Raw genomic sequence first — 13,476 nt, 5'->3', positions numbered from 1 at the left:
AGTAGAGAACATGGTAGTCTCTTCGGCCGACCTGTCGAACTCGGACAAGACCGACGGCTTCCTCAAGAAAACACACGCCATGCAAAAAGGCGACTTCTCTGGAGCATTCCTGCAAGCAGGAGTTTCCGAACTGACTATGGCTTGCCTGTGCATCGGTATGAGCCTGCATGGCGGAATCGTACCTGCCTGCGCTACCTTCTTCGTGTTCTCCGACTATATGAAACCGGCCATCCGCCTGGCTGCCCTGATGGAACTGCCAGTTAAGTTCATCTGGACACACGACGCGTTCCGCGTTGGCGAAGACGGCCCAACCCACGAACCGGTAGAACAAGAAGCACAGATACGCCTGATGGAAAAACTCCAGAACCATCACGGGCGCAATTCCATGCTCGTTTTGCGTCCGGCAGACGTAACCGAAGCTACAGTAGCCTGGAAGATGGCTATGGAGAATAAATCAACTCCTACAGGACTTATCTTCTCGCGGCAGAACATCAACGACCTGCCAGCCGCTACCAACCGCTACAACGAAGCCCTACAGACAGAAAAAGGTGCATACATCGTACAAGAAGATGAAGGCTACGACGTTATCCTCCTCGCTTCCGGCTCGGAAGTATCGACACTGGTAGACGGAGCCAAGCTGCTCAAGGCAGACGGCATAAAGACCCGTGTCGTCTCTGTACCGTCCGAAGGTCTGTTCCGCACACAACCGGCAGCTTATCAGGAGAGCGTATTGCCGAAAGATAAGAAAAAATTCGGGCTGACCGCCGGACTGCCTGTCACCCTGCAAGGGCTGGTTGGCGACAACGGCAAAGTATGGGGCATGCAATCCTTCGGATTCTCGGCTCCGTATAAAGTGCTTGATGAAAAGTTAGGATTCACTCCGGAGAATGTATATAATCAGGTGAAGAAGTTGGTTAAGTAAGCTTTGTTTGATATTTTTTTGAATGAAAGTGGGGTTGTGTTAATGTTTTGAGAAAGAGGGTTATAGGCTCTCTTTCTCTGTCTGGAGTTTTTTTGTTCTAAAATATGTTTTACAACATAGCATACGTAAGTGTTTATTTGCACACTTATTACTAATATTGCAAGTGTAATTGATACACTTATTTGCTTATTCATCTATTATCATATGCTAGAGTCATTAAAAAAAGAAGTATTCGATGCCAATCTGGATTTGGTAAAACACGGGCTTGTTATTTTTACCTGGGGTAATGTAAGTGCTATAGACCGTGAAAAAGGATTAGTAGTGATAAAACCTTCGGGTGTTTCGTACGATACCATGAAAGTTGAAGATATGGTTGTGCTCGACCTTGAGGGCAATATAGTGGAAGGGAAGCTAAAACCTTCGTCCGACACGGCTACACATCTGGTTTTGTATAAAGCATTTCCTAATATTGGAGGGGTCGTTCATACGCATTCTACTTACGCCACATCGTGGGCGCAGGCGGGTTGCGATATTCCCAATATAGGCACTACACATGCAGACTATTTCAAGGATATGATTCCCTGTACCCGCCAAATGACTAAGGCAGAAGTGGAAGGAAAATATGAACTTGAGACAGGGAATGTTATCGTAGAGCGTTTTAAAGACCTCAATGCCGACTACACTCCCGGGGTATTGGTAAATAATCACGGGCCTTTCTCGTGGGGAAAGAATGCACACGATGCAGTTCACAACGCTGTGGTAATGGAACAGGTTGCCAAGATGGCATTTATATCGTTCAATATCAATCCGCAGTTGAAAATGAATGACGAACTTATCAAGAAGCATTTTTTCAGGAAGCACGGCCCAGGTGCGTATTACGGGCAATGACAACAATTCGAAAATATGCCAATAATGCAAAACAGAGAATAAAACACGGAATTTTTCATTTTTAGTTTTTAACTTTTAATTAATATAATATCATGGATTTTAAAGATTTAGAAGTTTGGTTTATAACCGGAGCACAGTTATTATATGGTGGAGATGCTGTTGTAGCAGTAGACTCTCATTCGTCTCAAATGGTAAAAGGGTTGAACGATTCGGGCAAATTGCCAGTAAAAGTTGTATATAAAGGTACTGTCAACTCTTCTGCTGAGATTGCTAAAGCTTTTTCAGATGCTAACGGTGATGATAAATGTATCGGTGTTATCACATGGATGCATACTTTCTCTCCTGCCAAAATGTGGATTCATGGATTGAAAAACTATAAAAAACCATTGCTTCACCTACATACTCAGTTCAATAAGGAAATACCTTGGAACGAGATTGATATGGACTTTATGAACCTCAACCAGTCGGCACATGGCGACCGCGAGTTCGGGCACATTGTAAGCCGTATGCGCAAAAACAGGAAAGTTGTAGTCGGACACTGGACAGAAGACGGAGTTCAAACCAAAATAGCCAACTGGATGCGCGTTTGTGCGGGTTGGGCAGATGCTCAGGATATGCTTATCATCCGTTTTGGCGACAATATGAACAATGTGGCTGTAACAGACGGAGATAAAGTGGAAGCCGAAATACGTTTGGGTTACCATGTAGACAATGCCCCTATCGCAACATTAGTTCCGTATGTAGAAGCTGTAACCGATGCCGAAATAGATGCTACTATAGCCGAATACGAAAAAATATATGACTTTGCCGAAGATTGCAAGAAAGGTGGAGAAAAACACCAGTTCGTACGCGATGCTGCGGCTCAGGAAATAGGTCTTCGCCGCTTCCTGCAAGAAAAAGGAGCGAAAGGCTTTACTACAAGCTTCAACGAACTTGAAGGCATGAAGCAGTTGATGGGATTTGCTTCCCAACGCTTAATGGCCGAAGGTTACGGGTTCGGAGCCGAAGGCGACTGGAAATCGGCTGCTCTCGTACGCACAATGTGGGTGATGGGGCAAGGTCTTCCGGGTGGACAATCGTTCCTCGAAGACTATACGCTGAACTTCGATGGCGAGAACAGTACTATCCTACAATCGCATATGTTGGAAATCAACCCTGATATTACAGGTACGAAACCGCGTATCGAAGTGCATTTCCTTGGAATCGGCGATGCCAGCACATGTGCGCGCCTTGTATTCCAGGCTCACAAAGGCGAAGGAGTCGCAGCTACTATCGTAGATATGGGCAACCGCTTCCGCATGATTGTAAACGAGGTTGAAGTAAGGGAACCTAAAGCATTACCTAAGCTTCCTGTTGCCTGTGCCTTGTGGAAGCCAATGCCTGACCTTGAGGTCGGAGCAGGTGCATGGATTCTTGCAGGAGGTACTCACCACTCTAGTTTCTCCTATTCGGTGACAACAGAAATGTTGCGCGACTATGCCGAAATAGCAGATATAGAAATGCTGGTTATCGACAAGAATACGACGTTCGATAGCTTTAAATTCGAATTGAAAGTAAACGAAGTGTACTACTTATTAAATAAATCGTTAAATTAAGGTTCTGGGGTACTGTGAGTAGTGATTATTTACAGTACCTAATTTTTTTTAGCCCCCTGACCCCCAAGGGGGAATTAAATGAAAAAGGGGAAAGATGATAGAATATTATAATGGCTTTTGAAAATTCCCCTTTGGGGATTAAGGGGCTGGATTTTAACAATATAAATATGAAATATACAATCGGTCTTGATTATGGTTCAGATTCCTGTCGTGCCGTAATCATAGAGGCACAAACCGGAAAAGAGATAGCCTCATCGGTGAAATATTATAAACGTTGGATGCAAGGGCAATATTGCGACCCTCAAAGCAACCAATACAGGCAACATCCTCTCGATTATATAGAAGCTCTCGAAGAATCGGTAAAAGAGGCATTGAGCAAATCGCCGGCCGGAACAGCAGAAGCAGTAGTGGGAATGTCGTTTGATACAACGGGTTCTACTCCTGCTCTTATCGATAAAGATGGTAATATACTGGCTTTGCGTCCCGAGTACGCCGAAAACCCGAATGCGATGTTCATTCTTTGGAAAGACCATACTGCAACAAAAGAAGCAGCCAGGATAAACGAGATAGCAGCCAAATGGCCTATTGATTATACAGCTTACGAAGGTGGTATCTATTCCAGCGAATGGGTGTGGGCTAAGATTGCCCATGTACTGCAAGCAGACAAGTCGATAGTCGGCGATGCGTATAGCTGGATAGAGCATTGCGACTGGATGCCAGCCTTGATTACAGGTACTACAAAACCTGCTGATATCATCCGTAGCCGTTGTGCAGCAGGTCATAAAGCAATGTGGCTGAAAGAATGGGACGGATTGCCTACAGAAGATTTCCTTATAGAAATAGCTCCAGAATTGAAAGGATTCAGAGACAGGTTGTTCCACGAAACATATACAAGTGATGTGAAGGTGGGCAACCTTACACAAGAGTGGGCCGACAGATTGGGACTTACTACCAACGTCGCAGTTGGAGTAGGGGCTTTCGATTGCCATATGGGTGCAGTAGGTGCTGAAATAGGGCCTAAAGCATTCGTGCGTGTCATCGGAACATCTACTTGCGATATTATGGTAGTGCCTTATGATGATATGCACGGCAAACTGATTCCGGGTATTTGCGGACAAGTAGATGGCTCGGTTATTCCGGGAATGATTGGGCTCGAAGCCGGACAATCCGGATTTGGCGATATATATGCCTGGTTCAAGAATGTATTAGCTTGGCCATTTGAGAATATATTGAAGAATTCTTCGTTGGTAGATCAGGCAACAAAAGATAAACTGATAGAAGAAGCTTTGGATAAAATGATTCCGGCATTGTCGGAAGCTGCATTGAAGATACCGACTACCGAAAGTTCGGCATTGGCTATAGACTGGATGAACGGACGCCGTACACCGGATGCCAACCAGTTGGTGAAGGGTACTATCTCAGGTTTGAACCTGGGTAGTTCTGCACCTCTTATCTTCAAGGCTTTGGTAGAGGCTACTGCTTTCGGTTCGAAAGCGATTATCGACCGCTTCCTCGAAAATGGAATCGAGATAGACAGCGTAATCGGTATTGGCGGAATCTCTCAAAAATCTCCATTGGTAATGCAAACATTGGCAGACGTATTGGGAATGCCTATCAAGGTAGCAAAATCGGATCAGGCTTGTGCCTTTGGTGCAGCAATGTTCGCTTCGGTAGTAGCAGGAGTCCACGCCGATATATATGCTGCTCAAAAGGCGATGGGGCAAGGTTTCTCTCACGAATATCAACCGGATATGGCTAAACATGAGGTTTATATGAAACTATATGCCAAATACCAAAAACTTGGCAAGTTTACTGAAACAGAATTATTTCAATAAATGAAAAATTAAAAATGAAGAATGAAAAATTGTACAAAGCGACAAAAGTAAAGGCTAACTTTCTGGATTCTACTTTTTGCTTATCAAATTCTAAACTTTTTCATTTTTAATTCTTAATTTTTTAATTTAAAATATACTATGAACTGGAATTCACATGAATTTATTTGGCTCGACTGGGTGGTTCTCGCAGTCGGGATATTGGCGGTAACATGGGCTGTCTGGCGTTCGATACAAAAAGACAAGCGCTTGCAGCAGGGAGCCAATAGCGAAGACTATCTCTTCGGTAAAGGCGAACCTTGGTACATTATCGGTGCTGCTATCTTTGCCGCAAACATCGGTTCCGAGCATCTTGTAGGACTTGCCGGTACAGGCGCCAAATCCGGCGTAGGTATGGCGCACTGGGAGATGCAAGGCTGGATGATCTTGATTCTCGGATGGCTTTTTGTGCCGTTTTACCAACTTATGAACAATAAGATGGGTAAAATCATCACAATGCCCGATTTCCTTAAGTATCGTTACACACCCAAAACGGGCTCGTGGCTTTCTATCATCACTCTCATCGCATATGTGCTGACCAAAGTGAGTGTGACGGCATTTACCGGTGGTATCTTTATGGAGAGCCTTCTTGGCCTGCCATTCTGGTACGGGGCTATCGGCCTGATCGTATTGACGGGTATCTTTACTGTTTTGGGAGGTATGAAGGGTGTGATGACTTTGTCGGCTATTCAAACTCCTATACTTATTCTCGGTTCGTTCCTCGTGCTTTTCTTGGGGCTATCCGCTCTTGGCGGTGGCAGCATTACCGAGGGTTGGACTGCGATGATGGAATTTGCTAAAACACAAAACGTAGGCGCTGATGGCGTTGCGTATGGTACAAACCATATGTTCCACTTCAATACGGGCGACCCGCTTTATGATGAATATCCGGCCTTTTGGGTATTTATCGGAGCATCCATTATCGGTTTCTGGTATTGGTGTACCGACCAACATATCGTTCAACGTGTACTCGGACAACGCAAAGGTGAAGATAACGATGTAGTGATGAAACGCGCACGCAGAGGTACTATTGCTGCCGGGTATTTCAAACTGTTGCCTGTATTCATGTTCCTGATACCGGGTATGGTAGCTGCTGCGCTGGCAGCACGTCCCGATAGCGGTTTCACTTTAGACGATCCTGATACAGCATTCGGTTCTATGGTTAAGTTCGTATTGCCGGCCGGAGTGAAAGGTATTGTTACTATCGGATTTATATCGGCACTGGTTGCCTCTTTGGCTGCATTCTTCAATTCGTGTGCTACGCTGTTTACCGAGGACTTCTATAAACCGATGTTTAAGAATAAGAGCGAAGCTACATACGTATTAGTAGGCCGTGTTGCAACTATTGTAGTAGTAGTACTTGGTATCGTATGGATACCTATTATGATGAGCCTCGGCAGCCTTTACGACTATCTGCAAGGCATCCAATCGCTGCTCGCTCCTGCAATGGTAGCAGTATTTGCGTTGGGTATATTCTCTAAGAGGATTACGCCAAAGGCAGGCGAAGTAGGTATGATAGTAGGGTTCCTTATCGGTATGGCTCGCTTGCTGACTAATATTTTCACAGATACAGGTAAGGCTGTAATGGAGGGCGGCCTTTGGGAAGCTACAGCATGGTTCTGGCAAACCAACTGGCTGATTTTCGAGATATGGCTGCTTGTATTCATCGTATTGCTGATGGTGGTAGTATCATTCTTCACAAAGAAGCCTACTGCTCAGCAAATAGAAGCTATTACCTTTACCGACGACTATAAGAAACTCATCGGTAAGAGCTGGAACAAATGGGATGTTATCGCATCGCTTGGTGTGGTTGCCCTTTGCGGGTTGTTCTACTGGTATTTCTGGTAAGCATTTTAGCTGTAAATAGCTTAATAATATACCTTATTTACAATCAAAATTTCCTTCAAGGCTAATGTCTTGGAGGAAATTTTTATTTTGTTTTATTTGTTATGGTTATAAATGCTGATTGGTATCTTTGTATTAAAGAGAATTTATTATGAAAAAAGATTCTGTACATATAAAATATCTTATTACAAATGAGAGGGATATCCAGTGGGGACTAACAGTTAATTCCGTAGGATTCCAGCATATAAAACCCGGAGAGCCGTATCCTCCCCAAAACCACCCTACTCGCTATCTTTTTTCTACCGAGAAGGGGCGGGTACTGGAAGAATACCAACTGATTTATATAACCGAAGGCAGAGGCAAATTTATTTCGGGGAATTGCAAGGCAATAGATGTTTCGGAAGGTAAAATGTTTTTGCTTTTTCCGGGCGAGTGGCATAGTTACCAGCCCGATAAGGCGGTAGGTTGGGATGAGTATTGGATAGGCTTTAAAGGTGTAAATATAGATAACCGTATTGATAAAGGTTTTTTTAGCGATCAGAAACCCATATTTAACGTAGGTATTCAGCAAGATATCGTTCAATTGTATAAGCTGGCTATTGATGCCGCCAAAGAGCAGAAATTCGGGTTTCAGCAAATGCTGGCGGGCGTAGTCAACCTGCTTCTGGGGTATGCTTATTCGTACGATAAACAATCCTCTTTCGAAGAAATGAAAGCCACAAAACAAATAAATAAGGCGAAAGTTATCATTCTCGACAATCTTTATACGCAAATCACACCCGAAGAAATAGCCTCGAAGCTGAATATGAGCTATTCATGGTTTCGCCGTATTTTTAAGCAATATACAGGGTTTTCGCCCTCTCAGTATATTATAGAGTTGCGCATACAGAAAGGAAAGGAATTGTTGACCAACACGGATATGCCCAGCCAAGAAGTTGCTTATGAAATAGGTTTCGAAAACCCCGATTATTTTTGTACATTATTTAAAAAGAAGACAGGAATGACTCCATTTAAGTACAGGGAGTTTACACAGGGGCAGAATTTGCCGATGCAGACGGAAAAAGAGTAGGGGTGTGAAAATATGTAGTGTCAATTTATTGAGTTGTTTGTTTTATGGGTCGTTTATATTGTGCTATAAATCGGTGTTGTGATTTTTTTTTTAATATTGAATAGTGTCAAAAAATAAAATCATTATATCATAATCATAAATTATATATTTTATTTCTGTTTTAATTTTGTATCTCAGAAATAAAATATCATGAACTATAACACACACAATTTTCTAGCATTCGACATTGGTGCTACCAGTGGGCGTAGTATCATCGGCTCGCTGACTAATGGCAAACTCGAGTTGAAAGAACTGACACGTTTCCCGAACAAGATTATCCGTATCCACGACAAATATTACTGGGATATCTTTGCCTTGTTCGATGCCCTGAAAGACGGGTTGAAAGCAGCAGCATCTCAGAATATAAAGATAGATGCCATCGGTATCGATACGTGGGGTGTCGATTTTGTCTATTTAGGCGAGGATGGCTCAATCCTTGGTACGGCACGATGCTATCGTGACCCTTATACAGTGGGTATGCCCGAAGAATATTTCGACAAGATTCTTTCCCGTAAAGAGGTATATGACCTGACAGGAATCCAGATAATGAATTTCAATAGCCTGTTCCAATTATATGCAGCAAAGAAAGAAGGCTCATCAGCATTGAAAAACGCAAAGGAAATACTTTTTATGCCCGATGCGTTATCTTATTTGCTTACAGGCAAGAAAGTCTGCGAATATACAATACTATCTACTTCCCAGTTTCTGAACCCTAATACCAAACAGGTAGAAGGATCATTATTGGAAGCGATGGATGTGAAAACATCGCTTATTCCTCCTGTGGTTATGCCGGGGCAGGTAATAGGGACGTTGACGGAAAGCCTTGCCAATGAATGTGGCTTAAATCAAATACCGGTGATAGCTGTCGCCGGACACGATACAGGCTCAGCTGTGGTATCGGTTCCTGCCGAGAATAAGAACTTCGCATATCTTAGTTCGGGCACATGGTCGCTGATGGGAATAGAAGTAGACGACCCTATTATAAACGAAGACTCTTTCAACCTCAACTTTACCAACGAGGGAGGAGTTGACGGCACAGTGCGTTTCCTGAAAAATATTACAGGTATGTGGCTGCTCGAACAATGCCGCAAGGAATGGGAAGCGGAGGGCAAAACATTCACATATCCTGAGATTGTAGCCCTTTCGGGTTCGGTCGCAGGATTCCAGTCTTTTGTAGATCCTGACGATGCTTCTTTGGCGAATCCTGGAAGTATGACAAAAGCTATTGTCGCGTTCTGTGAAAAGACAGGACAAAGAGTACCCCAGTCGGAAGCCGACTTTATCCGCTGCATCTTCGACAGCCTAGCCATGAAGTATAAATATGTATTGGGATGCCTACAAAAAGTAGCTCCTTTCCCTATCGAAAAACTGCATGTGATAGGTGGCGGATCACATAATAAGCTATTGAACCAAATGACGGCAAATGCCATCGGCATCCCTGTTGTCGCAGGTCCGGGTGAAGCTACGGCTATCGGTAATATTATGATGCAGGCAAAAGGAGCAGGGCTTGTCAGCTCTTTACAGGAGATAAGGAATGTCATACGTTGCAGCGTTAGTCCCGATGTGTTCAATCCGCAGGATTCGGAACAATGGAATGAGAAGTATCAGCTTTTCCTTTCTTTAATCAAATGATAATTAAATCTTTAAACAATACAACCATGAAGAAAAATGAACTAGTACAAAAATCGTATGAAATAGCAAAAGAGCGTTATGCCTCTATCGGGGTAGATGTAGATGCCGCTCTGGAGAAACTGCAAAAGATACAGGTGTCTATCCACTGCTGGCAGGCTGATGATGTTACAGGCTTCGAAAACCTTGGCAACATGGGTGGAGGCGGCATACAGGCAACAGGAAACTATCCGGGTAAAGCCCGCAATATAGACGAGCTGCGTGCCGATATAGAAAAGGTGCAAACATTGGTGGGTGGAGACCATCGCCTTAACCTGCATGAGATATATGGAGACTTCCAAGGTAAGGTTGTTGACCGTGATCAGGTAGATGCTTCTCATTTCACCAGCTGGATGCAATGGGCAAAAGAAAGAAATCTGAAACTGGACTTCAACTCTACATCTTTCGGACACCCAAAAAGCGGCGACCTTACTTTGGCTAACCCAGATAAATCTATCCGTGATTTCTGGATCGAGCATACAAAACGTTGCCGTGCTATCTCAGAAGAAATGGGTAAATTCCAAAACGATCCGTGTATTATGAACATATGGGTACACGATGGATCGAAAGACCTGACTGTAAACCGTTATTTATACCGTTCATTATTAGAGAACTCTTTGGATCAAATATTTGCTCAGGAATATAAGAATATGAAAGACTGTATCGAATCTAAACTATTCGGTATTGCTCTCGAAAGCTATACAGTAGGTTCACACGATTTCTATCTTGGTTATGGAGCTAAGAAACAAAAGATGGTTACTCTGGATATGGGACACTTCCATTTGACTGAAAGCGTTGCCGATAAGATTTCTTCTTTACTGTTGTTCACCCCTGAAATTATGCTTCATGTGAGCCGCCCTGTACGTTGGGATTCAGATCATGTTGTTCTGTTGAATGACGAAACTACTGATTTGGCAAAAGAAATCGTTCGTGCCGATGCTCTAGGCAAAGTACACATCGGTCTTGACTTCTTCGATGCTTCTATCAACCGTATCGGTGCTTATGTGATCGGTATCCGTTCTACTCAAAAAGCATTCCTGCAAGGATTACTCGAACCTCTTGCCAAACTTCGCGAATACGAAGCTAACGGCCAGTACTTCGAACGCCTAGCACTTCTTGAAGAAGCCAAAGGTCTGCCTTGGAACGCAGTGTGGGATTATTTCTGCTTGAAAAACAATATTGCAGTTGGTGAAGACTATATCGGTGAAATACAGCAGTACGAAAGAGACGTAACTTCTAAGAGATAACGCCCCTCCCGGCCTCCCCAAAAGGGGAGGAGTATAAAAAGAAAATAAAAATGATTAAAATACTCTCCATATCTCCCCTCCTATTGGAGGGGGAAGGGGGAGGTGGATTTAACAAACATGAATACAATCATAGGATTAATTATTATCGCCATAGGCAGTTTCGGGCAATCGAGTTCCTATGTGCCGATAAAGAAAGTGAAAGATTGGTCTTGGGAATGCTTCTGGCTTACTCAAGGCGTTTTCGCTTGGTTGCTGTTCCCTTTTCTGGGAGCATTGCTGGCTCTGCCTTCCGGCACTTCGCTGATAGAGGTCTGGTCTGCAGCCGACGAAGGTGCATTGAAAGCCATAGGCTTCGGGGTTCTCTGGGGTATCGGAGGTCTTACTTTCGGGCTTAGTATGCGCTATCTTGGCGTAGCTTTGGGGCAATCGCTTGCTTTGGGTACTTGCTCGGCTTTCGGTACACTGATTCCTGCTATCCTTGCAGGGCAAAACCTGTTTTCGGGTGACGGGCTGATTCTTCTCATCGGTGTGAGTATCGCTATTGCTGGGATCGCCATCATTGGCTATGCCGGAGCATTGAAGTCGAAAAACATGTCGGAAGAAGAAAAGAAGAAAGCCGTAAAAGATTTTGCCTTGAAAAAAGGTATCCTTATCGCTTTGCTGGCAGGGGTGATGAGCGCCTGTTTCAATCTGGGGCTCGAAGCCGGCGCGCCTATCAAAGCGCATCTGGCCAGCCTTGGAGCAAACGAACTTCTTGTATTAAACCCAGTTATCCTATTGGTGACAATAGGCGGATTTATTACAAATGCCTGCTATTGCCTTTTCCAGAATTATAAGAATAAGACGTTTAGTGATTATACAAGAGCTTCGGGTTCTACCTGGGTCAATAATCTTATATTCTGTGCCTTGGCAGGGCTTTTGTGGTACTCGCAATTCTTTGGTTTGGGTATCGGTCAAAGCTTCTTCGAGCCGGGCAGCGTAATGATGGCATTTTCGTGGAGCATACTGATGTCGTTGAATGTAATATTCAGTAACTTGTGGGGTATTATACTGAAAGAATGGAAAGGCTCGGGACAGAAAACAATTATGGTACTCATTGCCGGATTGGTAGTTCTGATAATTTCCATTATCTTGCCTCAGGTATTGAAATGAGCCCCCTAACCCCCGAAGGGGGAATAGAACAGAATATTTAGAGTCTGTTTAAATTTTATAGCAAATCTTTTTTATAGCTGTTTTTAGATGGATTTTATGTGTTTTGCTCGCTGGTTTAGCGGGCTAAACCGAGAGAACTATACTAAAGAACCTATAAGAAATATTTTCGCTAAAATTTAAACAGGCTCTGACTAAATTGGAATAATTAATTATTAAAAACTAAATCCCAGAAAGCCTGCCCATTGGGGAGGTTGGAGGGGCCAATATTTTATGAAATCAATATTAGATAATCGCCCTGAACTCGCCAAACGCATCAACGAAGTAGCCGAAGTTGCAGGCTACCTTTGGCAAAAAGGTTGGGCAGAACGCAATGGCGGCAACATCACCATCAATATTACAGATGTAATAGATGATGAAATAAAGGCAATGAAACCGATCAGCGAAGTATTCCAGATAGGCAAGCCATTGCCACATCTGAAAGGATGTTACTTTTTTTGTAAAGGAACTAACAGGCGTATGCGCGACCTTGCACGCTGGCCGATGGACAATGGATCGGTAATCCGTATATTGGACGATTGCGCCAGCTATGTAATTATAGCCGACAATCCTGTGAAACCTACATCGGAATTGCCATCGCACCTGTCGATGCACAATTATCAGATAAGTGTAGGTTCGGGTTACAAGGCTGCTTTACATACACATCCTATCGACCTGATAGCGATGACGCATAATCCCGCTTTTCTCGAAAAAGATAAACTTACTTACCTGCTTTGGAGTATGATACCCGAGACACGCGCTTTCTGTCCGAAAGGGCTTGGTATTATCCCTTACAAAATGCCTAGTTCGATGGAACTGGCCGATGCCACAGTGGAAATGCTGAAAGAATATGATGTGGTAATGTGGGAAAAACATGGGGTTTGCTCAGTAAGCGAGAATATAATGGAGGCTTTTGATATGGTGGATACGTTATCGAAATCGGCGCAAATATACCTTACTGCGAAGTCTATGGGCTTCGAACCGGAAGGTACAAGTATGAAGGATATGGAAGCGTTAAGGGATGCTTTCAATCTGCCGAAGTAAAGCGTTGTTTTTTATTGGATAAAATTACAGAAAAGAAGCGCGTTAGAGTGATTTTCTTTCTGTAATTTTATCTATATTATTTTAATATGCTGATATGCCA

Annotated in this window: 10 protein-coding genes; all 10 read left to right on the top strand. The window is 43.5% G+C overall.

The window, feature by feature from the left end; genetic code table 11:
* A partial coding sequence (locus tag D0T57_RS12250) for a transketolase C-terminal domain-containing protein (RefSeq protein WP_304487052.1) occupies positions 1-922 on the top strand: 922 nt, incomplete at its 5' end.
* A 204-nt stretch (positions 923-1,126) separates the two neighbouring features.
* Positions 1,127-1,810, top strand: coding sequence for an L-ribulose-5-phosphate 4-epimerase (locus D0T57_RS12245; protein ID WP_163273781.1), 684 nt, complete (start codon positions 1,127-1,129; stop codon positions 1,808-1,810).
* Between the two features lie 92 nt (positions 1,811-1,902).
* A complete protein-coding gene (gene araA, locus D0T57_RS12240; protein ID WP_163273780.1) occupies positions 1,903-3,405 on the top strand; it encodes an L-arabinose isomerase in 1,503 nt (500 codons plus the stop codon).
* A gap of 167 nt (positions 3,406-3,572) precedes the next feature.
* Positions 3,573-5,240 carry a ribulokinase gene (locus D0T57_RS12235; protein ID WP_163273779.1) on the top strand — a complete coding sequence of 556 codons (1,668 nt, stop codon included), beginning with the start codon at positions 3,573-3,575 and terminating at the stop codon, positions 5,238-5,240.
* A gap of 138 nt (positions 5,241-5,378) precedes the next feature.
* Positions 5,379-7,124 (top strand): sodium:solute symporter, encoded by a 1,746-nt coding sequence (locus D0T57_RS12230; protein WP_163273778.1) that lies wholly within the window; start codon positions 5,379-5,381, stop codon positions 7,122-7,124.
* 148 nt (positions 7,125-7,272) lie between these two features.
* The gene (locus tag D0T57_RS12225; protein WP_163273777.1) at positions 7,273-8,190 is read left to right on the top strand and encodes a helix-turn-helix domain-containing protein; all 918 of its coding nucleotides are present in this window, start codon (positions 7,273-7,275) and stop codon (positions 8,188-8,190) included.
* 189 nt (positions 8,191-8,379) lie between these two features.
* Positions 8,380-9,861 carry a rhamnulokinase family protein gene (locus D0T57_RS12220; RefSeq protein ID WP_163273776.1) on the top strand — a complete coding sequence of 494 codons (1,482 nt, stop codon included), beginning with the start codon at positions 8,380-8,382 and terminating at the stop codon, positions 9,859-9,861.
* 26 nt (positions 9,862-9,887) lie between these two features.
* Positions 9,888-11,144 (top strand): L-rhamnose isomerase, encoded by a 1,257-nt coding sequence (locus D0T57_RS12215; RefSeq protein ID WP_163273775.1) that lies wholly within the window; start codon positions 9,888-9,890, stop codon positions 11,142-11,144.
* A 117-nt stretch (positions 11,145-11,261) separates the two neighbouring features.
* Positions 11,262-12,296, top strand: a complete 1,035-nt coding sequence (rhaT, locus tag D0T57_RS12210; protein WP_163273774.1) for an L-rhamnose/proton symporter RhaT — start codon at positions 11,262-11,264, stop codon at positions 12,294-12,296.
* Positions 12,297-12,566: 270 nt separating this feature from the next.
* Complete coding sequence (rhaD, locus tag D0T57_RS12205) at positions 12,567-13,376, top strand: rhamnulose-1-phosphate aldolase (protein ID WP_163273773.1); 810 nt, start codon at positions 12,567-12,569, stop codon at positions 13,374-13,376.
* The last annotated feature ends 100 nt before the right edge of the window (positions 13,377-13,476 follow it).

The sequence above is a fragment of the Dysgonomonas sp. 511 genome, from assembly GCF_010501105.1.
Classification (GTDB): Bacteria; Bacteroidota; Bacteroidia; order Bacteroidales; family Dysgonomonadaceae; genus Dysgonomonas.
Note: the sequence above shows the minus strand (reverse complement) of the source record. Positions and strands in the feature narration are given on the sequence as shown.

What these genes read in the sequence shown, in the direction of transcription:
- D0T57_RS12215 (WP_163273775.1), top strand. Translation starts at nt 9,888, where the DNA reads ATGAAGAAAAATGAACTAGTACAAAAATCGTATGAAATAGCAAAAGAG.
- D0T57_RS12220 (WP_163273776.1), top strand. Translation starts at nt 8,380, where the DNA reads ATGAACTATAACACACACAATTTTCTAGCATTCGACATTGGTGCTACC.
- D0T57_RS12235 (WP_163273779.1), top strand. Translation starts at nt 3,573, where the DNA reads ATGAAATATACAATCGGTCTTGATTATGGTTCAGATTCCTGTCGTGCC.
- rhaT (WP_163273774.1), top strand. Translation starts at nt 11,262, where the DNA reads ATGAATACAATCATAGGATTAATTATTATCGCCATAGGCAGTTTCGGG.
- rhaD (WP_163273773.1), top strand. Translation starts at nt 12,567, where the DNA reads ATGAAATCAATATTAGATAATCGCCCTGAACTCGCCAAACGCATCAAC.
- araA (WP_163273780.1), top strand. Translation starts at nt 1,903, where the DNA reads ATGGATTTTAAAGATTTAGAAGTTTGGTTTATAACCGGAGCACAGTTA.
- D0T57_RS12245 (WP_163273781.1), top strand. Translation starts at nt 1,127, where the DNA reads ATGCTAGAGTCATTAAAAAAAGAAGTATTCGATGCCAATCTGGATTTG.
- D0T57_RS12225 (WP_163273777.1), top strand. Translation starts at nt 7,273, where the DNA reads ATGAAAAAAGATTCTGTACATATAAAATATCTTATTACAAATGAGAGG.
- D0T57_RS12230 (WP_163273778.1), top strand. Translation starts at nt 5,379, where the DNA reads ATGAACTGGAATTCACATGAATTTATTTGGCTCGACTGGGTGGTTCTC.